The organism is Paeniroseomonas aquatica (genome assembly GCF_030409335.1).
Classification (GTDB): domain Bacteria; phylum Pseudomonadota; class Alphaproteobacteria; order Acetobacterales; family Acetobacteraceae; genus Belnapia; species Belnapia aquatica.
Map to the genome: position 1 here is coordinate 16,830 of NZ_JAUFPN010000001.1, position 22,229 is coordinate 39,058.

A 22,229-nucleotide genomic window follows, 5' to 3' on the forward strand; every position below is an offset into this window, starting at 1 on the left:
GCCCCGTCAGTCGGCGCGGGCGGTGCGGATCAGTTCGCGCACCCGGGCGGCGGCGGCGGCGCCCTTCAGGGCGTCCCGCCAGGCGGCCTCGGCGACGCGCTGGTGCACGGCGATCGCCTCGTCCGCCGCGGTGATCATGGCGACGCCGAGGCCGGCGGTCGGCTGGGCATCGGGCGGGAAGGGGCTGCCGACCACATGGGCGCGGTCGCGCCCGCGCAGTACGATGAAGGCGCCGGAGGGGTCGGGGCCGTTGCTGAGGCCGAGCTGCAGGCCGATCGGCACGCTCTCCATCAGGCTGGCGATGCTCTCGGCCTCGGCCACGGCGGCGACCCGGCAGCGCGAGCGGCTGCGGTCGGGCAGCGGGATCCCGGCGGCGACGCCATCCTGCAGCAGGCGGCGCAGCGAGGCCTCGGACAGGATGCCGATGATGTTCGGCCGCCGCTGCTGGTGCAGCTTCTTGCGCGCGGTCAGCAGGCCGAGCGCCTGGTCGGCCATGGCCCGGGCCGGCACCCGGTCCGGCGAGGCGTCGGCGGCCTCGGTCCAGGCCTCGGCCAGGGCGCCTTCGAAGGCATCGGTCGAGACCTGGTAGCAGAGGGCGCCGCCGACCATGAGGATCTGGTCGGCCTGTTCCTCGACCTGGCGGAGCCGTTCCTGGAAGGCGATCGGGCGGGAGAAGTACTCGACCCCGATTCCCAGCAGCGAGAGCGGCGAGATCTTGAGCAGTTCCGCGAGGCGCCGGATGGTATCCAGCTTGATGACCTCGCCCTTCTCGTAGCGGTAGAGCGCCGCGCGGGAGACGCCGAGGCGCGCTGCGATCTCTTCGGCCCTGAGGCCCGATTCCAGGCGATAGGCCCGCAACTGCTGCCCGATATCCGCAAACCGCATCATCGCCTCCGACTCTTCCCGCACACCGGATTTTCCGGCCCAGAGAGTGAGCCTGGAAAAAGGTTAGGTTTTTGAGAAGACATCTCATGCCTCTGGCGGCACGCCAAAAACCTAGTCCCTCGCGCGTCGCAAAATCAAGCGCTGGGAACCATTGCGGCATCTCGGGCCGGTCTGCAAGCGCTGCGGGTGTGAACGGTGAATTTTCTGCCCGCCCTGCGTGTGGTGAGGCGGCGGGGGCCGCAGCGACCCCCGCCGTTCAGGACGTCAGTCCTGATCGGGGGCGACCGGGTGCGCCGCCATGGTCTCCAGCGCCTTGACCAGGCCGGAATGGTCGAGCTGGCCGCCGCCGGCGGCGACGCAGGCGGAGAAGAGCTGCTGCGTGGAGGCCGTGTTCGGCAGCGCCACGCCCAGCTCCCTGGCGGAGGTGAGCGCCAGGTTCAGGTCCTTCTGGTGCAGGGCGATGCGGAAGCCGGGGGCGAAGGTCCGCTTGATCATCCGCTCCCCGTGCAGCTCCAGGATGCGGGAGGTGGCGAGCCCACCCATCAGCGCCTGGCGCACCTTGGCCGGGTCGGCACCGGCCTTGCTGGCGAAGACCAGCGCCTCGCCCACCGCCTCGATGGTGAGTGCCACGATGATCTGGTTGGCGACCTTGCAGGTCTGCCCGGCGCCGGTGTCGCCGACCAGGGTAACGTTCTTGCCCATCTTGTCGAACAGCGGCCGGGCGCGGTCGAAGGCGGCCTGGCTGCCGCCGACCATGATGGTGAGGCTGGCCTGCTTGGCGCCGACCTCGCCGCCGGAGACCGGGGCGTCGAGGTAGTCGGCGCCCTTGGCCCGCACCTTGGCGGCGAAGTCCTTGGTCGCGGTCGGGCTGATCGAGGACATGTCGATGACCAGCTTGCCGGCCGAGAGCCCGGCGGCGACCCCGCCGGGGCCGAAGAGCACGGCCTCCACGTCGGGGGTGTCGGGCACCATGATGATGGTCACCTCGGCCGCGGCGGCGACCGCGGTCGCGTCGGCGGCGACGGTGCAGGCGCCGCGCAGCTCGGCGTCGAGGCTCTTCCGCTCCGGCACGGTGATCTCGTGGCCGGCCGCCTTGAGGTGCAGCGCCATGGGCTTGCCCATGATGCCGAGGCCGATGAAGCCGATTTTCATGTGGTCGTGTCCTTCTGGAATGTCGAAGAGGGGCGGGCCGTCCGATGGCCGCAGCGCCGCAGGGCGCGAAGGGCTGAATCGGCCGGCCGCGTCGGCAGGCGCATCACTGTCATGGGCGGGCCGTCCGATGNTCGGCAGGCGCATCACTGTCATGGGCGGGCCGTCCGATGGCCGCAGCGCCGCAGGGCGCGAAGGGCTGAATCGGCCGGCCGCGCGGCCGGGCGCATCACTTGTACGGCGCGAACCAGCCGAGGCCGGCCTCGGTCTCGCCGGCGGGGCGGTACTCGCAGCCGATCCAGCCGCGGAAGCCGAGCCGGTCGATCGCCTGGAAGACGAAGGGCCAGTTGACCTCGCCGGTGCCCGGCTCGTTGCGGCCGGGGTTATCGGCGACCTGCATGTGGGCGATGATCGGCAGGTGCTTCTCCACCCGCTTGACGATGTCGCCCTCGGTGATCTGGCAGTGGTAGAGGTCGAATTGCAGGCCGAGCTTCTCTGGCCCGACGGCCTCGATGATGGCCGCGCCCTCGGCCATGGTGTTGAGGAAGAAGCCGGGGATGTCGCGGTGGTTGATCGGCTCGATCACCGGCTTCACGCCCAGCTTGGCGCATTCCTCGGCGGCCCAGGCGAGGTTGGCGGCATAGGTCGAGAGCAGCGTGTCGCGCGGCACGCCGGCGGGGGCGAGGCCGGCCATCAGGTGCAGCCGCGGGCAGGAGAGGGCGGCGGCATAGTCGAGCGCCCGCTTCACGCCCTCGCGGAATTCGGCCTGGCGGCCGGGCAGGGCGGCCTGGCCGCGCTCGCCCTTGGCCCAGTCGCCCGGCGGGGCGTTGAACAGCACCTGGCTGAGGCCGTTGTCCTTGAGCCGGGCGGCGATCTCGGCCGCGGGGAAGTCATAGGGAAAGAGGAATTCCACCGCCTGGAAGCCGGAGGCGCGGGCGCGCGCGAAACGGTCGAGGAAGGGAACCTCGGTGTACATCATCGAGATATTGGCGGCGAAGCGCGGCATGGTCCCCCCGGGGCTTGGATGGAGCGCAAGCTAGCCAGCGGCCGGCGCCCTGGCTACAGCAAGGCGAGGCGCGCGCCGGCCAGCCGCCGAGGATACGCAACGACGATGACCGACCTGCCGATGCCTCCCCCGCGCCCCGCCACGCGGCCGTTCAGGCCGGAAGGCTTCAACGCTGCCCGGGTCCTCGGGCTGATCGCCGTGCTGGGCCTGGCCTTCGCCTGCCTGCTGGTGCTGCGCCCCTTCCTGTCGGCGCTGCTCTGGGCGGCGATCCTGGTCTATTCCACCTGGCCCGCCTACCGGATGCTGCGCGAGCGCGCCGGGCTCTCGGCCGGCTGGGCGGCGGGGCTGATGGTGCTGGCGGAATTCCTGCTGATCGGGCTGCCGCTGGTCTTCGCCACCCCGACCCGGCGCGAGGACATCGAGGGGCTGCGCAACGCGGTCGAGACCTTCCTCACCCAGGGCATGCCGGGCTTGGGCGACTGGCTGGGCCGGCTGCCGCTGGTCGGCGGCTATTTCCGGGACCACCTGGAAGGCGTCGACTTCGGCTTCTCCGGCATCACCGACCTGCTGAGCCCCTATGCCGGGACCCTGGCGCAGAACGCCCTGGCGGTGCTGCTGGCGGTGCTCTCGGGCCTGGCCGAGGTGCTGGTGGCGATCTTCCTCGCCTTCTTCCTCTACCGGGACGGGCCGGCGATCGCCCGCCGGGTGGAGGCGGCGCTGGAGCGGCTGGCCGGGGAGCGGACCCGCCAGCTGGTGGCGCTGACCGGGGACGTCACCCGCGGGGTGGTCTACGGGCTGCTCGGCACCGCCCTGGTGCAGGGGATCATGACCACCTTCGGCCTGTGGATCTCCGGGGTGCCGCGGCCGGTGCTGCTCGGCGTCATCGCCGGGGTCATCTCCATCATGCCGGTCGGGGCGCCGGTGGTCTGGATTCCCGCCACCCTCTGGCTGTTCAGCCAGGACCAGACCGGCTGGGCGATCTTCCTCGGGCTCTATGGATTCTTCGGCATCAGCAGCGCCGACAATGTGATCCGGCCCTGGCTGATCTCCCGCGGCGCCGACCTGCCGCTGCTGCTGACCCTGCTGGGCGCGCTCGGCGGGGTCTTCGCCTTCGGCTTCCTCGGGCTGTTCCTCGGGCCGGTCCTGCTCGCGGTCGGCTACTCCCTGCTGAACGACTGGGCCAAGGATGAGGCGAAGCCGGGCGGAACGGCCGGCTGAAACCCTTCCACCGCCCGGGGCCGCAGCCTATAGGGCGGGTTGATCCGGAAAACCGGGCTGGCGTGGGAGACAGTGGGATGCGTGATCGGGCGCGGGGGCTGGCCCTCGCTTTCGCCTTGGGGATGGCCTGGGTCGCCGGTGCCGGGATGGCGCCGGGCGCGGCGCAGGCGCGGAGCGTCCGCTGGGCCGCCAGCGGCGACCCCAATACCATGGATCCGCACAGCCAGAATGTCGGTACCGTGACGATGGTGCTGCAGCAGATCTACGACCCGCTGATCAAGCGCGAGCGCGACCTGTCGCTGGCCCCGGGCCTCGCCACCGCCTGGGTGCAGGCCGAACCGGGCCGCTGGCGCTTCACCCTGCGCGACGGGGTGAAGTTCCACGAGGGCGAGGCCTTCGGCGCCGAGGACGTCGCCTTCTCCCTGCAGCGGGCGCTGCAGCCGACCAGCAATTTCGGCATCTACGTCGACACCATCGAGCGGGCGGTGGTCGTCGACCCGCTGACCGTCGATATCCTCACCAAGACGCCGGACCCGATCCTGCCGAACAAGCTCGCCAGCGTCTTCATGATGTCGAAGGCCTGGGCCGAGCGGAACAATGCCGCCCGGCCGCAGAACACCCGGGCGCGGGAGGAGCTCTTCACCACCCGCAACACCAACGGCACCGGCGCCTACCGGCTGGCCAGCCGCGAGCCCGACGTCCGCACCGTGCTGGCGCGGAACGATGCCTGGTGGGGCTGGGCGGTCGAGGGCAATGCCGGCAACGTGACGGAGATCGTCTATCGCCCGATCGCCTCGGATGCGACCCGGGTGGCGGCGCTGCTCTCGGGCGAGGTCGATTTCGTGCTCGACCCGCCGCTGCAGGACCTCGGCCGGCTGCGCGCCGCGCCGGGGGTGAAGGTGCTGGAGGGGCCGGAGGTGCGCAGCATCTTCCTCGCCATGGATCTGTCGCGCGACGAGCTGCTCTATGCCGACGTGAAGGGCACCAACCCGTTCAAGGACATCCGGGTGCGCCGGGCGCTCTATCAGGCCATCGACATCCAGGCGATCCACCGCACCACCATGCGCGGCCAGAGCGTGGTGACCGGCACGCTGTTTCCCGAGCAGGTCAATGGCTACGCGAAGGAGGAGGACGTGCGCCTGCCCTTCGATGCCGCCCGCGCCCGGGCGCTGCTGGCCGAGGCCGGCTATCCCCAGGGCTTCGCGGTGACGCTCGACTGCCCGAACAACCGCTACATCAACGACGAGCAGATCTGTCAGAACATCGCCGCCATGTGGTCGCGCATCGGGGTGCGCACCGCGGTGAAGTCGCAGCCGCTGGCGCCCTTCTTCGCCCAGGTGCAGCGCGACGACACCAGCATCTACCTGCTCGGCTGGGGCGTGCCGACGCTCGATGCGCTCTATTCCTTCCAGTCGCTGCTGGCGACTAGGGCCGGGGCGCAAGGGGACGGCATCTGGAACTACGGCCGCTATTCCAACCCGGCGATGGATGCGTTGATCCAGCGCATGAAGGTCGAGACCGGCGAGACGCGGCAGGCGACCATCCGCGAGGCGCTGCGGCTCTACCGGGAAGACATCCCGCATATCCCGCTGCACCACCAGATGATCCCCTGGGCGATGCGGTCCAACATCACCATTCCCCACATGGCCAACAACCAGCCCTACTTCCGCTGGGCCGTGGTGAACTGAGAGGCCCCGTTGTTCGCCTTCATCATCTCGCGCATCCTGCAGGCCATCCCGGTGATGGCGGCGGTGGCGCTGATCAGCTTCGCCATGTTCGCCTATGTCGGCGACCCCGTCTCGATCATGCTGGGGCAGGACTTCACCGAGGCGCAGCGCCAGGCGCTGGTCGCCAGCCTCGGCCTCGACCAGCCCTTCTTCGTGCAATTCGCCAAATTCGTGGCGAATGCGGCGCAGGGGGAATTCGGCCTGTCCTACCGTCTGTCGCGGCCGGTGGCCGAGCTGATCGCCGAGCGGGCGCCGGCGACGCTGGAGCTGGCCTTCTGCGCGGCGGTCATCGCCATGTGCGTGGGCGTGCCGATGGGGGTCTATACCGGTCTGTATCGCAACTCCTGGCTCAGCCGCTTCTTCCTGACCTTCAGCCTGGTCGGCGTCTCGCTGCCGACCTTCCTCATCGGCATCCTGCTGATCCTGGTCTTCTCGGTCTGGCTCGGCTGGCTGCCGAGCTTCGGGCGGGGCGACGTGGTCCAGCTGGGCTGGTGGAGCACCGGCTTCCTGACGGTCTCGGGCCTGAAGGCGCTGATCCTGCCCTCGATCACCCTCGGGCTGTTCCAGCTCACGCTCATCATGCGGCTGGTGCGGGCGGAGATGCTGGAGGTGCTGCGGACCGACTACATTAAATTCGCCCGCGCCCGCGGGTTGCCGAACCGCGCGGTGCATTTCGGCCATGCGCTGAAGAACACGCTGGTGCCGGTCATCACCATCGCCGGGCTGCAGCTCGGCGGCATCATCGCCTTCGCCATCGTGACGGAGACAGTGTTCCAGTGGCCGGGGATGGGGCTGCTCTTCATCCAGTCGGTCGGCGCGGCCGATATCCCTGTCATGGCGGCCTACCTCATGCTCATCGCGCTGGTCTTCGTCGTCATCAACCTGGTGGTGGACCTGCTGTACTATCTGGTGGACCCGCGGCTCCGGGTCGACCGCGCCGCGGCGAAGGGGGCCTGAGCCGATGGCCGCGCAATCTGGCCCCCTGGGCCGCATGCTCGACAGCGACCTCTGGTGGTCCTTCAAGCGCTCGCCCGTCACCGTCGTCTCGGCGGTGGTGGCGCTCATCTGCATCCTCGGCGCGGTGCTGGCGCCGCTGCTGGCGCCGCACGACCCCTTCGACCTGGCGACGCTGAACCTCGGGGACGCCTTCAAGCCGCCGGCCTGGAGCCAGGACGGCGACATGGCCTTCCCGCTCGGCACCGACGACCAGGGGCGGGACGTGCTCTCGGCCATCATGTACGGCGCCCGGATCTCGCTGCTGGTGGGCGTCTGCGCGGTGGTCTTCTCGACCATCGTCGGCGTCGCGGTCGGGCTGGTCGCGGGCTACGTCGGCGGCGCGGTGGACGGGCTGCTGATGCGCATCGCCGACATCCAGCTGACCTTCCCCAGCATATTGATCGCGCTGCTGGTCGATGGCGTGGTGCGCGCCGCGGTGCCGCGGGAGGTGCACGACCGGATCGCCCTCTTCGTCGTCATCTTCGCCATCGGTATCAGCGCCTGGCCGCAATTCGCCCGCACCGTGCGCGGCTCGACCCTGGTCGAGCGCAACAAGGAATACGTGCTGGCGGCGCGCGTCATCGGCATCAGCCAGATCCGCATCATGCTGACCCATGTGCTGCCGAACGTGCTGGGGCCGGTGCTGGTCATCGCCACGCTGAACCTCGGCTTCGCCATCCTGGCGGAGGCGACGCTCTCCTTCCTCGGCGTCGGCGTGCCGCCGACCGAGCCCTCGCTCGGCACCCTGATCAGGATCGGCAACGACTTCCTGTTCTCCGGCGAGTGGTGGATCACCATCTTCCCCGGCGTCGCGCTGATCGCCATGGTGCTGTCGGTGAACCTGCTGGGCGACTGGCTGCGCGACGCGCTGAACCCGAGGCTCCGCTGATGGCCCCCATCCTCGAGGTCCGCAACCTCCGCGTCGAATTCCCGACCCGGCGCGGCACCCTGGTCGCGCTCGACGACGTCTCCTTCGACATCGCGCCGGGCGAGGTGCTGGGCGTGGTGGGCGAATCCGGCGCCGGCAAGTCGATGACCGGCGCCGCCATCATCGGCCTGCTGGAGCCGCCCGGGCGGATCGCCTCCGGGCAGGTCTTGCTGGCCGGGAAGCGGATCGACAACCTCGGCTACGAGCAGATGCGGCGCATCCGCGGGCGGGAGATCGGCGCCATCTTCCAGGACCCGCTGACCACGCTGAACCCGCTCTACACCGTCGGCCGGCAGCTGGTGGAGACCATCCAGACCCACCTCGGACTGAACGACGCCGAGGCGCGGCGCCGCGCCATCGGCTGGCTCGAGATGGTGGGCATCCCCGCCGCCTCGCAGCGCGTCGACAGCTACCCGCACGAGTTCTCCGGCGGCATGCGCCAGCGGGTGGTGATCGCCCTGGCGCTCTGCGCCGAGCCGAAGCTGATCGTGGCGGACGAGCCGACCACGGCGCTCGACGTCTCGATCCAGGCGCAGGTGATCGCGCTGCTGAAGGGGCTGGCGCGGGACAAGGGCACCGCGATGATGCTGGTCACCCACGACATGGGGGTGATCGCCGAGACCGCCGACCGGGTCGCGGTGATGTACGCCGGCCGCATCGCCGAGATCGGCCCGGTGCGGGAGGTGGTGAAGCACCCGAAGCACCCCTATTCGGTCGGGCTCATGGCCTCCATCCCGCCGCTCGACCGGCGGGTCGAGCACCTGGCGCAGATCGACGGCGCCATGCCGCGGCTCTCGGCCATCCCGCCGGGCTGCGCCTTCAACCCGCGCTGCCCCGAGGTCTTCGGCCGCTGCAGGGTGGAGCGACCGGACCTGCTGGATGCCGGGGCGACGCGGGCCGCCTGCTGGCTCTATGACCCCGCTTCGGAAAAGCGGGCACCGGAGGCGATGCGCCATGGTTGAGACCACGCCGATGTTCGAGGCCGACGACCTCGCGCGCTACTTCGACGTCTCCCGCCCCTGGCTGCAACGGGTGCTGGCCGGCGAGGGGCGGCGCACCCTGAAGGCGGTCGACGGCGTTTCCTTCCGGATCCCGAAGGGCACCACCCTCTCGCTGGTCGGCGAAAGCGGCTGCGGCAAGTCGACCGTGGCGCGGCTGGTGGTCGGGCTCTACCGCCCGACCCGCGGCCGGGTGCTGTTCGACGGCATCGACCTGGAGCAGGCCCGCGCCATGGCCGACCAGCGCCGGCGCATGCAGATGATCTTCCAGGATCCCTATGCCTCGCTCAACCCGCGCTGGCGGGTGCGCGACATCATCGCCGAGCCGATCCGCGCCTTCGGCCTGATCGAGGGCGGCGCGGCGCAGCAGAGGCGGGTCGGCGAGCTGCTGAGCCAGGTGGGGCTATCCCCGCTGGATGGCGAGAAATTCCCGCATGAGTTCAGCGGCGGCCAGCGCCAGCGCATCTCGATCGCCCGCGCCCTGTCCTCCAACCCGGAATTCTTGGTCTGCGACGAGCCGACGAGCGCGCTCGACGTCTCGGTGCAGGCGCAGATCCTGAACCTGATGAAGGACCTGCAGCGCCGGCTGGGGCTGACCTACCTCTTCATCAGCCACAACCTGGCGGTGGTGCGGCAGATCAGCGACCGCATCGGCGTGATGTACCTCGGCCGGCTGGTCGAGCTGGCGCCGGCCGAGACGCTGTTCGAGGCGCCGCGGCATCCCTATACGCGGGCGCTGATGGAGGCGATCCCCGACCTCGACATGACCGGGCGGCAGCGCATCCCGGTCGGCGGCGAGGTGCCGAGCCCGATCAGCCCGCCCTCCGGCTGCCCCTTCCACCCGCGCTGCCCGCTGGCCAACGACCGCTGCAAGGCCGAGCGGCCAGCACTGATCCCGGCACGCGGCACGCCCGAGACCGTGGTCGCCTGCCACGCGGTGGAGGAAGGCCGCGACGGGGCGGCCTTCGTCACGATGAATCAGCGGATGGGCACGACTGCCACGGCGTTGTAGGGCGAGCCATCCACCAGCTTGGTGCTCCAGGCCATGTAGACGACCACGCCGCGTTCCTCGTCGAGGAAGCGGACCACGCGGGTCTCCTTGAAGAACAGGCTGGTGTTGCTTTCGTAAACGTTCTCGCCGCGCTCGCCGCGATTGGCGCCGGGCGCGACCTGGACCGGGCCGGTGACGGAGCAGGACAGCCCGAAGCGCGCCGGGTCCTCGGCCAGGCCCACCATGCCGGAGACGCCGCCGGTGCGGGCCTGGCTGATGTAGCAGGAGACGCCCTTCACCTCCGGGTCGTCGAAGCGCTCGATCACCACGCGGTGGCTGCGGGTCAGGCCGAGGTTGGTCAGCGCCGTGTTGACGTGGCCGATCTCCTTGGTCTCCTGCGCCTGGGCGGCGGTGAGGGCGGGGATCGCGGCCAGCAGGCCGGCGGCGAACAGGGCAGGGATGCGCATCGGGTCGACTCCTCGGATTCGTGCAGCAGGACGCGGCAGCGTCCGATTGGTTTCACTCCCCCAACGCCATACCGTCGCGCCGCGGGTCGGCGCCGCCGAGCAGCCGGACGCCGTCCGGCCCGCGCAGGATGCGGATGGCATGCAGGCCGGAGTTCATCACCCGCACCTCCACCGGGAAGCCGCGGGCCTCGAGCGCCGGGGCCAGGGCGGCGGCGGCGGTGCCGGCCTCCAGCTCCAGCGTCGCGTTCAGGGCACCGATCCGCGGCAGGGAGACGGCGGCCTGCGGCTCCATCCCCCAGTCCAGCATGGCGACCAGCGCCTGGGCGACATGGCCGATGATGCGCGACCCGCCGGCCGAGCCAAGCACCGCCACCAGCTGCCCGTCCGGGCCGAAGACGATGCTGGGCGACATCGAGGAGCGCGGCCGCTTCGCCGGGCCGACGCGGTTCGCCACCGGCCGGCCGTCGACCTCGGGCAGGAAGGAAAAATCGGTCAGCTCGTTGTTCAGCAGGAAGCCGCGGACCATGATCCGGGCGCCGAAGACATCCTCGATGGTGGTGGTCAGCGCCACGGCATTGCCGGCGGCATCGACGATCGAGAGATGGCTGGTGCCCTGTTCCGGCTGCGGCGGCTGCGAGGCGAGCGGGGCGCCGCCCTGCCAGGGCGGGTTGCCCGGGCGCGGCGCGGCGATGGCGCGGTCGCGGTCGAGCAGCTGGGCGCGCAGCAGCAGGTAACCGGGGTCGAGCAGCCCGCGCAGCGGCACCGCGACATGGTCGGCATCGGCCAGGTAGCGGTTGCGGTCGGCGAAGGCGATGCGGCCGGCCTCGCCCAGCAGATGCGCGGCATCGACCGACCGCGGGTCGAGCGGCATGTCCTGGTGCGCCAGGACGCCGAGGATCTGCAGCAGGGCGACGCCGCCCGAGCTCGGCGGCGGCATGGAGCAGACGGTGAAGCCGCGATAGGGGCCGCAGACCGCCTCGCGCCGCACCGGGGCATAGCCGGCGAGGTCGTCGGTGGTGAGCAGGCCGGGATTGGTGGCATGGCCGCGGACCGCGCCGGCGATCTCGGCGGCGATCGGGCCGCGGTGCAGCGCATCGGCGCCCTGCTCGGCGATGGCGCGGAGGGTGGCGGCGAGGGCCGGGTTGCGCAGCCGGGCACCGTCGCCGACCGGCTTGCCCTCGGGCAGGAAATAGGCGCGGGCCTGGGGGTCGCGGCGCAGCCGCTCGGCCTCCGCCGCGACAAGCGCGGCCAGCCGCGGCGTCACGACGAAGCCGGCCTCGGCGGCGGCGATGGCCGGGGCGAAGAGCTGCGCCCAGGGCAGCCTGCCGCCCCGGCGATGCGCGGCTTCCAGCATGCGCATGGCGCCGGGCACGCCGACGGCGCGGCCGCCGACCGCCGCCTCGAGGAAGCCCATCGGCTGGCCGTCCCGGAGGAACAGCGTCGGCGGGGCGGCGGCGGGGGCGGTCTCGCGGCCGTCCCAGGCGGCGAGGCTCCGGCTGGCGGCATCCCACTGCAGCATCAGCGCGCCGCCGCCGAGGCCGGAGGATTGCGGCTCCACCAGCGCCAGCATGGCCTGGGCGGCGACGGCGGCGTCGATGGCGGTGCCGCCGTCGCGCAGCATGGCGAGGCCAGCCTCGGCCGCCATCGGATGCGCGGCGGCGACCATCTGGCGCTGGGCCTGGGCCGGGACGGTGAGGCAGAGGAGCAGCAGGACGAGGCGGATCATGGTGCTCCGGGCGGGCGGGAAGCCCTCTTCTAGCGAGGCGGTGGGCCGGCGGGAACCGGTCAGGCCGGCGCCGGCATGCCGCGGGTCGTGCCGCGGTGGCGGAAGGCCAGGGCCTCGGCCACGTGGCCGCGCTGGACCTGGGGGCTGCCGGCGAGGTCGGCGATGGTGCGGGCGACCCGGAGGGTGCGGGTATAGCCCCGGGCCGAGAGCCGCAAGCGCTCGGCCGCCTGTTCCGCCAGCTGCCGGGCCGGCTGGTCCGCCTCCAGGCAGGCCTCCAGCACGGCGCCTTCGGCCGCGGCGTTGCAGCGCGGGCCATCGGCGCCGTAGCGGGCCTGCTGGCGGAGGCGCGCCGCCTGGATGCGGGCGGCGACCACCGCGCTGGCCTCGCCCGCCGGGGCACGGGCCAGCTCGCTGGCGGGAACGGGGGTGACCTCGATCGCCAGGTCCATGCGGTCGAGCAGCGGGCCGGAGAGGCGCATCTGGTAGTCCTCGCCGCAGCGGGGGGCGCGGCCGCATTCGCGCGGGGCATCGCCGAGGTAGCCGCAGCGGCAGGGGTTCATGGCGGCGATGAGCTGGAAGCGGGCGGGGTAGGTGACATGGGCATTGGCCCGGCTGATGGTGGTGCGGCCGGTCTCCATCGGCTGGCGCAGCGCCTCCAGCGCCGCCCGCGGAAACTCCGGCCATTCGTCGAGGAAGAGCACGCCGTGATGGGCGAGGCTGATCTCGCCCGGCTTGGCGCGGCCGCCACCGCCGATCAGCGCCGCCTGGCTGGCGGAGTGGTGCGGGTCGCGGAAGGGCGGGCGGACCACGAGGCGGCCGCCGCGCAGCAGCCCGGCGACGGAATGCACCATGCTGACCTCCAGCGCCTCGGCCGGGGAGAGGTCCGGCAGCAGGCCGGGGAGGCGGGCGGCGAGCATCGACTTGCCGGCGCCGGGCGGGCCGGTGAATAACAGATTGTGGCCCCCGGCGGCGGCGACCTCGAGGGCGCGCTTGGCGGATTCCTGGCCCTTCACCTCGGAGAGGCAGGGGCCGCGCGGCGCCGCGGCCTCGGGGCCGGGCGGCTCCGGCGGGGTCAGCACCTGGGTGCCGCGGAAGTGGTTCATCAGGGCGAGCAGGTCGGGCGCGGCCAGAACCTCCACGCGCCCGGCCCAGGCGGCCTCGCCGCCCTGCGCCGCCGGGCAGATTAGCCCGAGGTCGCGCGCCGAGGCGCCGAGGGCCGCGGGCAGCACCCCGGCCACCGCGTTGATGCCGCCGTCGAGCGAGAGCTCGCCGAGCGCCGCGTAGCCGGCGATCTCCTCCCGCGGCAGCACGTCCATCGCCGCCAGCACGGCCAGGGCGATGGGCAGGTCGAAATGCGAGCCCTCCTTGGCGATATCGGCCGGCGCCAGGTTCACCAGCACCCGCTTCGGCGGCAGCGACAGGCCGAGGCCGACCAGGGCGGCGCGCACCCGCTCCCGGCTCTCGCCCACCGCCTTGTCGGGCAGGCCGACGACGAGGAAGGCGGGCATGCCGGGGGCGAGCTGGACCTGCACCTCGACCGGCATGGCCTCGATACCGGCGAAGGCGAAGGTGGCGACCCGGGCGATGGACATATCGGTAACGATACTATCCAGCCGGCGGGAACCTCAAGTCCTTCAGTCGGCGATCGCCTGGGCCTGCCGCCAGACGCGCAGGAAATTGCCGGACCACAGCAGGCCGATCTCGCGGGCACCGTAGCCGTGGCGGAGCAGGGCCTTGGTGAGGTTGGCGGTCTCGGCGGCATTCTGCCAGCCCTCCACCGCGCCGCCGCCGTCGAAGTCGGAGGAGAGGCCGACGTGTTCCAGGCCGATCCGCCGCACCGCGTGGTCGACATGGTCGACCATGGTCTCGACGCTGGCGGCGTTGCGCGTGCCCTCCGGCACCTTCTGCAGGAAGCTCGGCATGGCGGTGATCTGGGCAAGGCCGCCGACCGACTTCAGCATGTCGAGCTGCTCGTCGTCGATGCCGCGCGGATGGTCGCAGAGGGCGCGGCAGGCGGTATGCGTCGCGACGATGGGGGAGCGGGAGAGCTCGGCGGCCTGCATCATGCCGGATTTCGCCACATGCGAGACGTCGATCAGCATGCCCGCGGCATTCAGCGCGGCGACCGCCTGGCGGCCGAGCGGGGAGAGCCCGCCATGCTCGACGGTGGCATCGCCGAGCCGCGCCTGCGGCCGGGCGCTGTCGGCGAGGTCGTTGTGGCCGTCATGGGTCAGGGTGAGGTAGCAGGCGCCGAGCGCCCGCCAGCGGGCCGGGGCGCCGAGGTCGTGGCCCATGCCGTAGCCGTTCTCGACCGCCGAAAGCACCGCCAAGGCGCCTGCGGCGTGGGCTGCTTCCAGCTCGTCCGGCGTGGCGCAGAAGCGGCGCGCGACGCCATCGGCGCGGCCCTGGATGTGGCGGAGCATGGCCTCGACGCGCTCGGCGGCGGCGGCATGGCCGGCCTCGTCGCGCTTGCCCTGGCCGACATAGGCGATGAAGATCGCGGCGCGCAGGCCGCCGCGCTGCATCTTGGGGAAGTCGACGCGCATCACCCCCTCGGCGAGCGGGTCCGGCGGGTTGGGCCAGCGGATGTCGATGTGGCTGTCGAGGGTCAGCGTCGCGGCGTGGATATCCATCAGACGTCGCCCCAGCCGGTGAGGAATCGCTCGAGCAGGCTGCCCATGATCTCCACGTTGTAGCCGCCCTCCTGGATGATGGCGGCGGGCAGCCCGAACGCCGAGATGGCGGCGCCGGCGCGGGCGAAGCCATCCGCGGTGACCTTCAGCAGGCCCAGCGGCTCGTGCTCGCTGGCATCGAAGCCGAGCGAGACGACCAGCGCCTCGGCGCCGAAGCGGCGGGCGGCGGCGATGCCGGCGTCGATGGCGGCGAGCCATTCGGCATCGCCGGTCCCGGCCGGCATCGGCAGGTTGAGGTTGTGGCCGGCGCCGGCACCGCCGCCGGTCTCCTCCCGGTAGCCGGTGAAGAAGGGGTAGTAGGCGGAGGGGTCGCCATGGACCGAGACGGTCAGCACGCCCGGGTCCTCCCAGAAGATCCCCTGGGTGCCGTTGCCGTGGTGGCTGTCGATGTCGAGGGTGGCGACGCGCTTTGTCCCGGACTGGCGCAGGGCGGCGACGGCGATGGCGGCGTTGTTGAGGTAGCAATGGCCGCCGGCCCGCGCCGCATAGGCATGATGGCCGGGCGGGCGGCAGAGCGCGTAGGCGGTGCGGCCGGCACCGGCCTCGGCCGCGGCGGCGAGGGCCACGCCGGCGGCGGCGAGGCTCGCCTCCCAGGTGCCGGGGCCGATCGGGCAGGAGGTATCCGCGGTGTACCAGCCGGCCTGGCCGACGATGCCGCTCGGGCGGCGGCCGCCATTGGCCATGGCATCGGCCGTCGCGTGGGTATTGCCCACCACCTCCGGCCCCGGGTCGGGCAGGGCCTGCCAGGCGGCCAGCGCGCCCTCGAGGAAGTCGAGGTAATCCGGCGCATGCACCGCCTCCAGCGCGGCCCGCGGGGGCAGGGCGGCGGTCTCCGGCGCCAGGCCGAGGCGCTGCAGCCCGGCGAGCAGGGCGGTCGCCCGCTCCGGCACCTCGAAGTTCGGGCGGAGCTGGCCGCGTTGCAGGAAGAAGCGCGGCGTGTGCCGCATCTGGTCCGGGTGGGAAAAAGCGCGCATGGCCGGGAGGCTAGCAGCGGATGCGCCCTTGTCCATGCGCCGAACGGGCCGTTAGCATACGCACAATCATATTGGGGGCTTGCAATGACCGTTTCGCGCCGTGGCCTGCTGGCCGCGACTGCCGCCGTACCTGGGCTCATGCGGGTGCAGGATGCACAGGCCCAGGGGATCGCCCCCCGGCGTGGCGGGACGCTCACCACCATGCTGACGCCGGAGCCGCCGGTGCTGCAGATCGGGGTGAACAACCAGGGGCCGACCCTGGTCATCGCCAGCAAGATGTTCCAGAGCCTGCTGAGCTTCACCCCGGCGCTGGAGCCGATCCCGGTGCTGGCGAAGAGCTGGACCATCAGCCCGGACGGGAAGGAATACGTCTTCACGCTGCAGGAGGGCGTCAAATTCCACGACGGCCAGCCGATGACGGCCGAGGATGTCATCTTCTCCATCATGAAATTCCATACCGAGCTGGCGCCGCGCGCCCGGGCGGTCTTCGCGCTGATCGAGAGCGCCACGGCGCCGGACCCGCTGACGGTGCGGATCGTCCTCAAGCAGCCCTTCCAGCCCTTCCTGCTGATGTTCGATGCCAGCGCCTGCGCCATCGTGCCGAAGCATCTCTTCGACGGGCAGGACTACCGCACCGCGCCGGCGGTGCAGCGGCCGGTCGGCACCGGGCCCTTCCGCTTCGCCGAATGGCAGCGCGGCAATTTCGTCCGGCTCGAGCGCTTCGCCGACTACTGGAAGCCGGGGCAGCCCTATCTCGACGCGATCATCTATCGCGTGGTGCCGGACAGCCAGAGCCGCCGCCTGGCGATCGAGACCGGGCAGGCGCAGCTCACCCAGGCCAACGACATCGAGCCCTTCGACGTGCCGGCGCTGCGGGCCAAGCCGAACCTCGAGGTGAATGTGAAGGGCTGGGAGTATTTCTCCCCGGTCTCCTGGATCGAGCTGAACCACCGGGTGAAGCCGCTGGACGACATGCGGGTGCGGCAGGCGATCAGCATGGCGATCGACCGCAACTTCATCGCCCAGCGGCTATGGTTCGGCGTCGGCAAGCCGGCGACCAATCCGGTCGCCTCCACCACGCGCTTCCACGATGCCGGCGCCAAGGTCGCGGCCTATGACGTGCGCGCGGCGAATGCGCTGCTGGATGCGGCGGGGCACAAGGCGAATGCGCAGGGGGTGCGCTTCACCCTGAAGCACCTGGTGCTGCCCTACGGGGAGATCTGGTCGCGCTTGGGCGAGTATCTGAAGCAGGCCTTCCGCCAGGTCGGCATTGCCCTGGAGCTGGAGAGCACCGATGCCGGCAGCTGGGCGCGGCGGGTCGGCGCCTGGGAATACGAGACGACCATCAACTTCGTCTATCAGTTCGGCGACCCGACGCTGGGCGTCGAGCGGACCTATGTCTCCACCAACATCCAGAAGGTGACCTTCACCAATACCGGCGGCTATTCCAATCCGAAGGTGGATGAGCTGTTCGCCACGGCACGGGGCTCGGCCGACCCGAAGGACCGGCAGGCGGCCTTCAGCGCGGTGCAGAAGATATTGTGCGAGGAGGTGCCGCAGATCTGGCTGATGGAGATGGCCTTCCCCACCATCCACGACAAGAAGCTGCGGAACGTCATCACCACCGGCCTCGGCGTGCATACCAGCTTCGACGACGTGTTCCTGACCGCCTGATGGAGGTCTCGAAGCTGCTGGGCTTCCTGCTGCGGCGGGGGGTGAAGGCGGCGGTCGTCGTGCTGGCGATCGTCGTCTGCAATTTCCTGCTGGTGCATGCGGCACCGGGCGATCCGGCGAGTGTCATCGCCGGGCAGTCGGGCGCGGCGGATGCGGTGTTTCTCGAGCAGCTGCGCCGCCAGTTCGGGCTGGACCAGCCGCTGCATGTGCAGCTCTGGATCTATGTAAAGAGCGTCCTCAGCCTCGACCTCGGCTTCTCGCACCGGCAGCAGCAGGCGGTCTCGCTGCTGGTGCTGGAGCGGCTGCCGGCGACCCTGCTGCTGACCGGGGCGGCCTTCGTCTTCGCGGTCACGCTCGGCGTCACGCTCGGCGCGCTGGCGGCGCAGCGGGTGGGCAAGTGGGCCGACAGCCTCATCACCGTGGTGGCGCTCACCTTCTATGCGACGCCCTTGTTCTGGGTCGGGCTGATGCTGGTGCTGGTCTTCTCGGTCTGGCTGGAATGGCTGCCGAGCTTCGGCATGAGCAGCGTCGGCGCCGACCTGCATGGGCTGGCCGTGGTCTGGGACGTGGCGCAGCACCTGCTCCTGCCGGCACTCACCCTCGGGCTGTTCTACCTGGCGGTCTATGCGCGGCTGACGCGGGCGACGATGCTGGAGGTGGCGGACCAGGATTTCGTCAAGACGGCCCGTGCCAAGGGCGTGCCGGAGGGGCGCATCCTGCGCTCCCACATATTGCGCAATGCCCTGCTGCCGGTGATCACCTTCGCCGGCATCCAGGCGGGGCAGCTGCTGGGCGGGTCGATCCTGGTGGAGACGGTCTTCGCTTGGCCGGGCATCGGGCGGCTGGCCTTCGAGGCGCTGCTGGCGCGGGACTATCCGGTGCTGCTCGGCGTCTTCTTCTGCACCAGTGTCATGGTGGTGCTGTTCAACCTGGTGACCGACTTGCTCTATGCGATCATCGATCCTCGGGTGGAGGTAGCGGGATGAGCGGCCCTGATCGCGGAGCACCGCAGCGTAGCGAGGAGCGTAGCGTGAATCAGTGCCGGCTTTCACTGTGAAGGATTTCTGGCGGCGCTACCGGCGCAACAAGGGCGCGGTGGTGGGCTTGGTCGTCCTGCTGCTGGTGATGCTGATGGCGGCGACGGCGCCCTGGCTCTTCCCCGGCAGCCCCTGGGACATGGCCAGCGCACCCTTCTTGCCGCCGGGCGAGATGGGCATGCTGCTCGGCACCGACAGCCTCGGGCGGGACGTGGCCGCGGGCATCGCGCATGGGGCGCGGATCTCGCTGCTGGTGGGGGCCGTGTCCACCGCGGCGGCGCTGCTGGTGGGCGTGACGCTCGGCGCCATCGCCGGCTATCTCGGCGGCTTCGCCGATGATGCCATCATGCGCTTCACCGAATTCTTCCAGACCATCCCGAGCTTCGTGCTGGCCATCCTGCTGGTGGCGATCTTCACCCCTTCCATCGGCTCGGTGGTCTTCGCCATCGCGGTGGTCTCCTGGCCGCCGGTGGCGCGGGTGGTGCGGGCGGAGTTCCTCTCGCTGCGTGGGCGGGAATTCGTCCAGGCGGCGGAGGTGCTGGGCAAGTCGCGCGTCAGCATCGTGCTGACGGATATCCTGCCCAATGCGCTCTCGCCCATCGTCGTGCTGTCGTCCCTCATGGTGGCGACGGCGATCCTGCTGGAGAGCGCGCTGAGCTTCCTCGGCCTGGGCGATCCGAACCTGATGACCTGGGGCTTCCTGATCGGCTCCGGCCGCAGCGTCATCCGCCTCGCCTGGTGGATGAGCGTCTTTCCCGGCATCGCCATCTTCCTGACGGTGCTGGCGCTGAACCTGGTGGGGGAGGGGCTGTCGGATGCGCTGAATCCGCGGCTCGCCCGGCAGCGGGGGGGCGCGGCATGAGCCTGCTCTCGGTCGAGGGCCTGACCGTCGCGCTGCCGCCGGGCGGCGACCGGGCCGATGCCATCGAGGATGTGTCCTTCAGCGTCGATGCGGGGGAGATCCTTTGCGTCGTCGGCGAGAGCGGCTCGGGCAAGTCGATCACCGCCAATGCGGTGATGGGGCTGCTGCCGAAGGGGCTGCCGGTGCGCGCCGGCGCCATCGCCTTCGAGGGCACCGACCTGCTGCGGCTCGGCGCCGAGCCGATGCGGAAGCTCCGCGGCCAGCGGCTGGCGATGATCTTCCAGGAGCCGATGACCGCGCTGAACCCGCTCATGCGCGTCGGCGACCAGATCGCCGAGGTGCTGCAGGTGCATGGCGCCGCGGCCGATGCGGCGCGGCGGGTGCCGGAGCTGCTGGCGGCGGTGAACCTGCCGGACCCGGCGGCGATCGCCCGCAGCCATCCCTTCCGCCTTTCGGGCGGGCAACGGCAGCGGGTGATGATCGCCATGGCGCTGGCGCTGGAGCCGGCGCTGCTGATCGCGGATGAGCCGACCACGGCGCTGGATGTCACGACGCAGATGCAGATCCTGCGGCTGATCCGCGAGATCCAGTCCCGCCGCGGCATGGGCGTGCTCTTCATCACCCATGACTTCGGCGTGGTGGCGGAGATCGCCGATCGCGTCGCGGTCATGCAGCATGGCCGCATCGTCGAGCAGGGCCCGGCGGCCGAGGTGCTGAACGCGCCGCAGCACCCCTACACGCGCGGGCTGATCGCCGCGGTGCCGCATGGCGCGGCGCCGGAACGCGCCGCGATCACCGGGGAGGAGGTGCTGCGGGTCACCGATATCGCCAAGACCTATCGCCGCGGCGGGATCTTCGGCGCCAAGGCGGTGGTGCGGGCGGTGCACGACGCGGATTTCACCCTCAAGCGCGGCGAGACGCTGGGGCTGGTGGGCGAGAGCGGCAGCGGCAAGTCGACGCTGGCACGCTGCGTGGTGAAGCTGGTGACGCCGGAGCAGGGCGAGATCGCCTATGACGGCACCAATCTCCGGCTGCTGTCGCGCGCCGCCTGGAAGCCGTACCGGCAGCGCATCCAGATGATCTTCCAGGACCCCTATGCCTCGCTCAACCCGCGCCGCACGGTGGGGGATACCATCGCGGAGGGGCCGGTGACGCATGGCACCCCGCGGGCCGAGGCGCTGGGCCGGGCGCGGGAGCTGCTGCGGCTGGTCCAGCTCGATGCCGGGGCGATGGACCGCTACCCGCATGAGTTCAGCGGCGGGCAGCGGCAGCGCATCGGCATCGCCCGGGCGCTGGCGATGCGGCCGGACCTGCTGATCGCGGATGAGCCGGTCTCGGCGCTGGACGTCTCGGTGCAGGCGCAGGTGCTGGCGCTGCTGGCCGAGATCAAGGCGCGGCTGGGGCTGACCATGCTGTTCATCACGCATGACCTGCGGGTGGCGGCGCAGATCTGCGACCGGGTGGCGGTGATGCAGCGCGGCGCCATCGTGGAGCAGGGGCCGACGCGCCAGGTATTCTCGGCGCCGCAGCACGCCTATACGCGGCAGCTACTGGACAGCATCCCGGGAAGGGGCTGGACTCCGCCGCAGCTGTGAGGGAATGCCATGACTGAGACCCTGGACCCGGGCGCCCGGCGGGCGATCCTGGAGGCGGTGGATGCGCTGCGGGACGAGGGCATCGAGACGCTGAAGCGGCTGGTGCGCTGCCCCTCGACCCTGGGCCACGAGCAGAGCGCGCTGGAGGAGATGGCGCGGATCTACGCGGGGCTGGGCCTGGCGCCACGGCGGGTGCCGACGGTGCCGGCGGAGCTCGCATCCCATCCCGGCTTCTCGCCGCCGCTGATCGCCTATGAGGGCCGCGACAACGTGGTCGCCGTCCATCAGCCCAAGGCGAGGCGCGGCCGCAGCCTGACCCTGCAGGGCCATGTGGACGTGGTGCCGGAAGGTGCCGCCGACATGTGGGTCACGCCGCCCTATGAGCCGGATATCCGCGAGGGCCGGATGTATGGCCGCGGCGCCGGCGACATGAAGGCAGGCATTATCTCCTATGTGATGGCCTTCAAGGCACTGCGCCTGGCCGGGCTGCAGCCGGCCGCCGAGGTGCAGATGCAGTCGGTGATCGAGGAGGAATGCAGCGGCAATGGCGCGCTGGCCTGCATGCTGGCGCTGCCGAAGACCGATGCGGTCATCATCCCCGAACCCGGGCCGGGCATGGATGCGCTCTATACCGCCGAGGTCGGCGTGGTCTGGGCCTGGGTGACGGTCTCGGGCCGTCCCGCGCATGTGCGGGACATGCAGGCGGGGCTGAATGCGATCGAGGCGGCGACCATCATCGCCGGCGCCTTCAAGGACTACGAGCGGGAGATGAACGATGGCTCCCGCATCCATCCGGCCTTCCGCGGCATCAACCATCCGGTCAACGTCAACCTCGGCACCATCGAGGGCGGCGAGTGGAATTCCTCCGTCGCCACCCGCTGCCGCATCGGCATGCGGGTCGGCGTGATGATGGGCTATACCGCGGCGCAGACCAAGGCGGATATCGAGCGGCTGGTGGAGCAGGCGAAGCAGCATGAGCGGCTGCGCGGCGCGCACGTGCGCCTCGAGTTCAAGGGCTTCATGGCCGATCCCTGCGTCTTCGACACCGACGCCGCCATCGTCCAGCTGGCGCGCCGCAGCTATGCCGAGTTGACCGGCGGCAGCCTGCGCGACTACCCCGCGACCGGGCTGACCGATGGGCGGTTCTTCACGCTCTATCAGGATACGCCGGTCGCCTGCTTCGGCCCGGATGCGGTGGATATCCACGGCATCGACGAGAATGTCGGGCTCGACAGCATGCATGGCATCACCCGCACCATCGCGCTCACCATGGCCGAGTGGTGCGGCATCGAGAAGGCGTAAG

19 protein-coding genes are annotated in these 22,229 nt (G+C 71.1%); 11 read left to right on the plus strand and 8 right to left on the minus strand.

Going from position 1 to position 22,229, the window contains the following annotated elements; all coding sequences use genetic code 11:
* Nucleotides 1-6 precede the first annotated feature (6 nt).
* From QWZ14_RS00075 to otnI, 3 genes are all read right to left on the minus strand, one after another.
* Entirely contained in the window at nt 7-885 is an 879-nt protein-coding gene (locus QWZ14_RS00075) for a helix-turn-helix domain-containing protein (protein WP_290314506.1), read from the minus strand.
* A gap of 264 nt (nt 886-1,149) precedes the next feature.
* Nucleotides 1,150-2,037: a 2-hydroxy-3-oxopropionate reductase gene (locus QWZ14_RS00080; RefSeq protein WP_290314507.1), complete on the minus strand. Its 888-nt coding sequence runs from the start codon at nt 2,035-2,037 to the stop codon at nt 1,150-1,152.
* A gap of 226 nt (nt 2,038-2,263) precedes the next feature.
* Nucleotides 2,264-3,040, minus strand: a complete 777-nt coding sequence (otnI, locus tag QWZ14_RS00085; protein WP_290314508.1) for a 2-oxo-tetronate isomerase — start codon at nt 3,038-3,040, stop codon at nt 2,264-2,266.
* Nucleotides 3,041-3,145: 105 nt separating this feature from the next.
* Between otnI and QWZ14_RS00090 the strand changes: the two genes are divergently transcribed.
* The 6 genes from QWZ14_RS00090 (at nt 3,146) to QWZ14_RS00115 (ending at nt 9,919) form a co-directional block, all read left to right on the plus strand.
* Complete coding sequence (locus QWZ14_RS00090) at nt 3,146-4,258, plus strand: AI-2E family transporter (RefSeq protein WP_290314509.1); 1,113 nt, start codon at nt 3,146-3,148, stop codon at nt 4,256-4,258.
* Between the two features lie 77 nt (nt 4,259-4,335).
* Complete coding sequence (locus QWZ14_RS00095) at nt 4,336-5,946, plus strand: ABC transporter substrate-binding protein (RefSeq protein ID WP_290314510.1); 1,611 nt, start codon at nt 4,336-4,338, stop codon at nt 5,944-5,946.
* A gap of 9 nt (nt 5,947-5,955) precedes the next feature.
* On the plus strand, nt 5,956-6,942 hold the full coding sequence (locus QWZ14_RS00100; protein WP_290314511.1) for an ABC transporter permease: 987 nt from the start codon (nt 5,956-5,958) through the stop codon (nt 6,940-6,942).
* A gap of 4 nt (nt 6,943-6,946) precedes the next feature.
* Nucleotides 6,947-7,870 carry an ABC transporter permease gene (locus QWZ14_RS00105; RefSeq protein ID WP_290314512.1) on the plus strand — a complete coding sequence of 308 codons (924 nt, stop codon included), beginning with the start codon at nt 6,947-6,949 and terminating at the stop codon, nt 7,868-7,870.
* Nucleotides 7,870-8,871: an ABC transporter ATP-binding protein gene (locus QWZ14_RS00110; RefSeq protein ID WP_290314513.1), complete on the plus strand. Its 1,002-nt coding sequence runs from the start codon at nt 7,870-7,872 to the stop codon at nt 8,869-8,871. The genes QWZ14_RS00105 and QWZ14_RS00110 overlap by 1 nt, the downstream gene beginning before the upstream one ends.
* Complete coding sequence (locus QWZ14_RS00115; protein ID WP_290314514.1) at nt 8,864-9,919, plus strand: ABC transporter ATP-binding protein; 1,056 nt, start codon at nt 8,864-8,866, stop codon at nt 9,917-9,919. The genes QWZ14_RS00110 and QWZ14_RS00115 overlap by 8 nt, the downstream gene beginning before the upstream one ends.
* Here the strand turns inward: QWZ14_RS00115 and QWZ14_RS00120 are convergent.
* Genes QWZ14_RS00120 through QWZ14_RS00140 form a run of 5 tightly spaced genes read right to left on the minus strand, consistent with a single transcriptional unit; the run spans nt 9,886 to nt 15,758 of the window.
* Nucleotides 9,886-10,365: a CreA family protein gene (locus QWZ14_RS00120; RefSeq protein ID WP_290314515.1), complete on the minus strand. Its 480-nt coding sequence runs from the start codon at nt 10,363-10,365 to the stop codon at nt 9,886-9,888. The two genes, QWZ14_RS00115 and QWZ14_RS00120, sit on opposite strands and share 34 nt — an antisense overlap.
* 52 nt (nt 10,366-10,417) lie before the next feature.
* Nucleotides 10,418-12,091: a gamma-glutamyltransferase gene (gene ggt, locus QWZ14_RS00125; protein WP_290314516.1), complete on the minus strand. Its 1,674-nt coding sequence runs from the start codon at nt 12,089-12,091 to the stop codon at nt 10,418-10,420.
* Nucleotides 12,092-12,150: 59 nt separating this feature from the next.
* Nucleotides 12,151-13,683: a YifB family Mg chelatase-like AAA ATPase gene (locus QWZ14_RS00130; RefSeq protein ID WP_290314517.1), complete on the minus strand. Its 1,533-nt coding sequence runs from the start codon at nt 13,681-13,683 to the stop codon at nt 12,151-12,153.
* A gap of 42 nt (nt 13,684-13,725) precedes the next feature.
* Nucleotides 13,726-14,724, minus strand: coding sequence for a dipeptidase (locus QWZ14_RS00135; protein WP_290314518.1), 999 nt, complete (start codon nt 14,722-14,724; stop codon nt 13,726-13,728).
* Nucleotides 14,724-15,758, minus strand: coding sequence for a histone deacetylase family protein (locus QWZ14_RS00140; RefSeq protein ID WP_290314519.1), 1,035 nt, complete (start codon nt 15,756-15,758; stop codon nt 14,724-14,726). The genes QWZ14_RS00135 and QWZ14_RS00140 overlap by 1 nt, the downstream gene beginning before the upstream one ends.
* Before the next feature lie 84 nt (nt 15,759-15,842).
* Between QWZ14_RS00140 and QWZ14_RS00145 the strand changes: the two genes are divergently transcribed.
* The 5 genes from QWZ14_RS00145 to QWZ14_RS00165 are packed head-to-tail and all read left to right on the plus strand — an operon-like array spanning nt 15,843 to nt 22,228.
* Nucleotides 15,843-17,432, plus strand: a complete 1,590-nt coding sequence (locus tag QWZ14_RS00145; protein WP_290314520.1) for an ABC transporter substrate-binding protein — start codon at nt 15,843-15,845, stop codon at nt 17,430-17,432.
* Nucleotides 17,432-18,418, plus strand: a complete 987-nt coding sequence (locus QWZ14_RS00150) for an ABC transporter permease (protein ID WP_290314521.1) — start codon at nt 17,432-17,434, stop codon at nt 18,416-18,418. Before QWZ14_RS00145 ends, QWZ14_RS00150 begins: the two co-directional genes overlap by 1 nt.
* A 52-nt stretch (nt 18,419-18,470) precedes the next feature.
* Entirely contained in the window at nt 18,471-19,331 is an 861-nt protein-coding gene (locus QWZ14_RS00155) for an ABC transporter permease (protein WP_408903396.1), read from the plus strand.
* Complete coding sequence (locus tag QWZ14_RS00160; RefSeq protein ID WP_290314522.1) at nt 19,328-20,926, plus strand: ABC transporter ATP-binding protein; 1,599 nt, start codon at nt 19,328-19,330, stop codon at nt 20,924-20,926. The genes QWZ14_RS00155 and QWZ14_RS00160 overlap by 4 nt, the downstream gene beginning before the upstream one ends.
* Nucleotides 20,927-20,935: 9 nt before the next feature.
* Nucleotides 20,936-22,228: an ArgE/DapE family deacylase gene (locus QWZ14_RS00165; RefSeq protein ID WP_290314523.1), complete on the plus strand. Its 1,293-nt coding sequence runs from the start codon at nt 20,936-20,938 to the stop codon at nt 22,226-22,228.
* Nucleotide 22,229 lies beyond the last annotated feature (1 nt).

What these genes read in the sequence shown, in the direction of transcription:
- QWZ14_RS00075 (WP_290314506.1), bottom strand. Translation starts at nt 885, where the DNA reads ATGCGGTTTGCGGATATCGGGCAGCAGTTGCGGGCCTATCGCCTGGAA.
- QWZ14_RS00080 (WP_290314507.1), bottom strand. Translation starts at nt 2,037, where the DNA reads ATGAAAATCGGCTTCATCGGCCTCGGCATCATGGGCAAGCCCATGGCG.
- otnI (WP_290314508.1), bottom strand. Translation starts at nt 3,040, where the DNA reads ATGCCGCGCTTCGCCGCCAATATCTCGATGATGTACACCGAGGTTCCC.
- QWZ14_RS00090 (WP_290314509.1), top strand. Translation starts at nt 3,146, where the DNA reads ATGACCGACCTGCCGATGCCTCCCCCGCGCCCCGCCACGCGGCCGTTC.
- QWZ14_RS00095 (WP_290314510.1), top strand. Translation starts at nt 4,336, where the DNA reads ATGCGTGATCGGGCGCGGGGGCTGGCCCTCGCTTTCGCCTTGGGGATG.
- QWZ14_RS00105 (WP_290314512.1), top strand. Translation starts at nt 6,947, where the DNA reads ATGGCCGCGCAATCTGGCCCCCTGGGCCGCATGCTCGACAGCGACCTC.
- QWZ14_RS00110 (WP_290314513.1), top strand. Translation starts at nt 7,870, where the DNA reads ATGGCCCCCATCCTCGAGGTCCGCAACCTCCGCGTCGAATTCCCGACC.
- QWZ14_RS00115 (WP_290314514.1), top strand. Translation starts at nt 8,864, where the DNA reads ATGGTTGAGACCACGCCGATGTTCGAGGCCGACGACCTCGCGCGCTAC.
- QWZ14_RS00120 (WP_290314515.1), bottom strand. Translation starts at nt 10,365, where the DNA reads ATGCGCATCCCTGCCCTGTTCGCCGCCGGCCTGCTGGCCGCGATCCCC.
- ggt (WP_290314516.1), bottom strand. Translation starts at nt 12,091, where the DNA reads ATGATCCGCCTCGTCCTGCTGCTCCTCTGCCTCACCGTCCCGGCCCAG.
- QWZ14_RS00130 (WP_290314517.1), bottom strand. Translation starts at nt 13,683, where the DNA reads ATGTCCATCGCCCGGGTCGCCACCTTCGCCTTCGCCGGTATCGAGGCC.
- QWZ14_RS00135 (WP_290314518.1), bottom strand. Translation starts at nt 14,724, where the DNA reads ATGGATATCCACGCCGCGACGCTGACCCTCGACAGCCACATCGACATC.
- QWZ14_RS00140 (WP_290314519.1), bottom strand. Translation starts at nt 15,758, where the DNA reads ATGCGCGCTTTTTCCCACCCGGACCAGATGCGGCACACGCCGCGCTTC.
- QWZ14_RS00145 (WP_290314520.1), top strand. Translation starts at nt 15,843, where the DNA reads ATGACCGTTTCGCGCCGTGGCCTGCTGGCCGCGACTGCCGCCGTACCT.
- QWZ14_RS00150 (WP_290314521.1), top strand. Translation starts at nt 17,432, where the DNA reads ATGGAGGTCTCGAAGCTGCTGGGCTTCCTGCTGCGGCGGGGGGTGAAG.
- QWZ14_RS00160 (WP_290314522.1), top strand. Translation starts at nt 19,328, where the DNA reads ATGAGCCTGCTCTCGGTCGAGGGCCTGACCGTCGCGCTGCCGCCGGGC.
- QWZ14_RS00165 (WP_290314523.1), top strand. Translation starts at nt 20,936, where the DNA reads ATGACTGAGACCCTGGACCCGGGCGCCCGGCGGGCGATCCTGGAGGCG.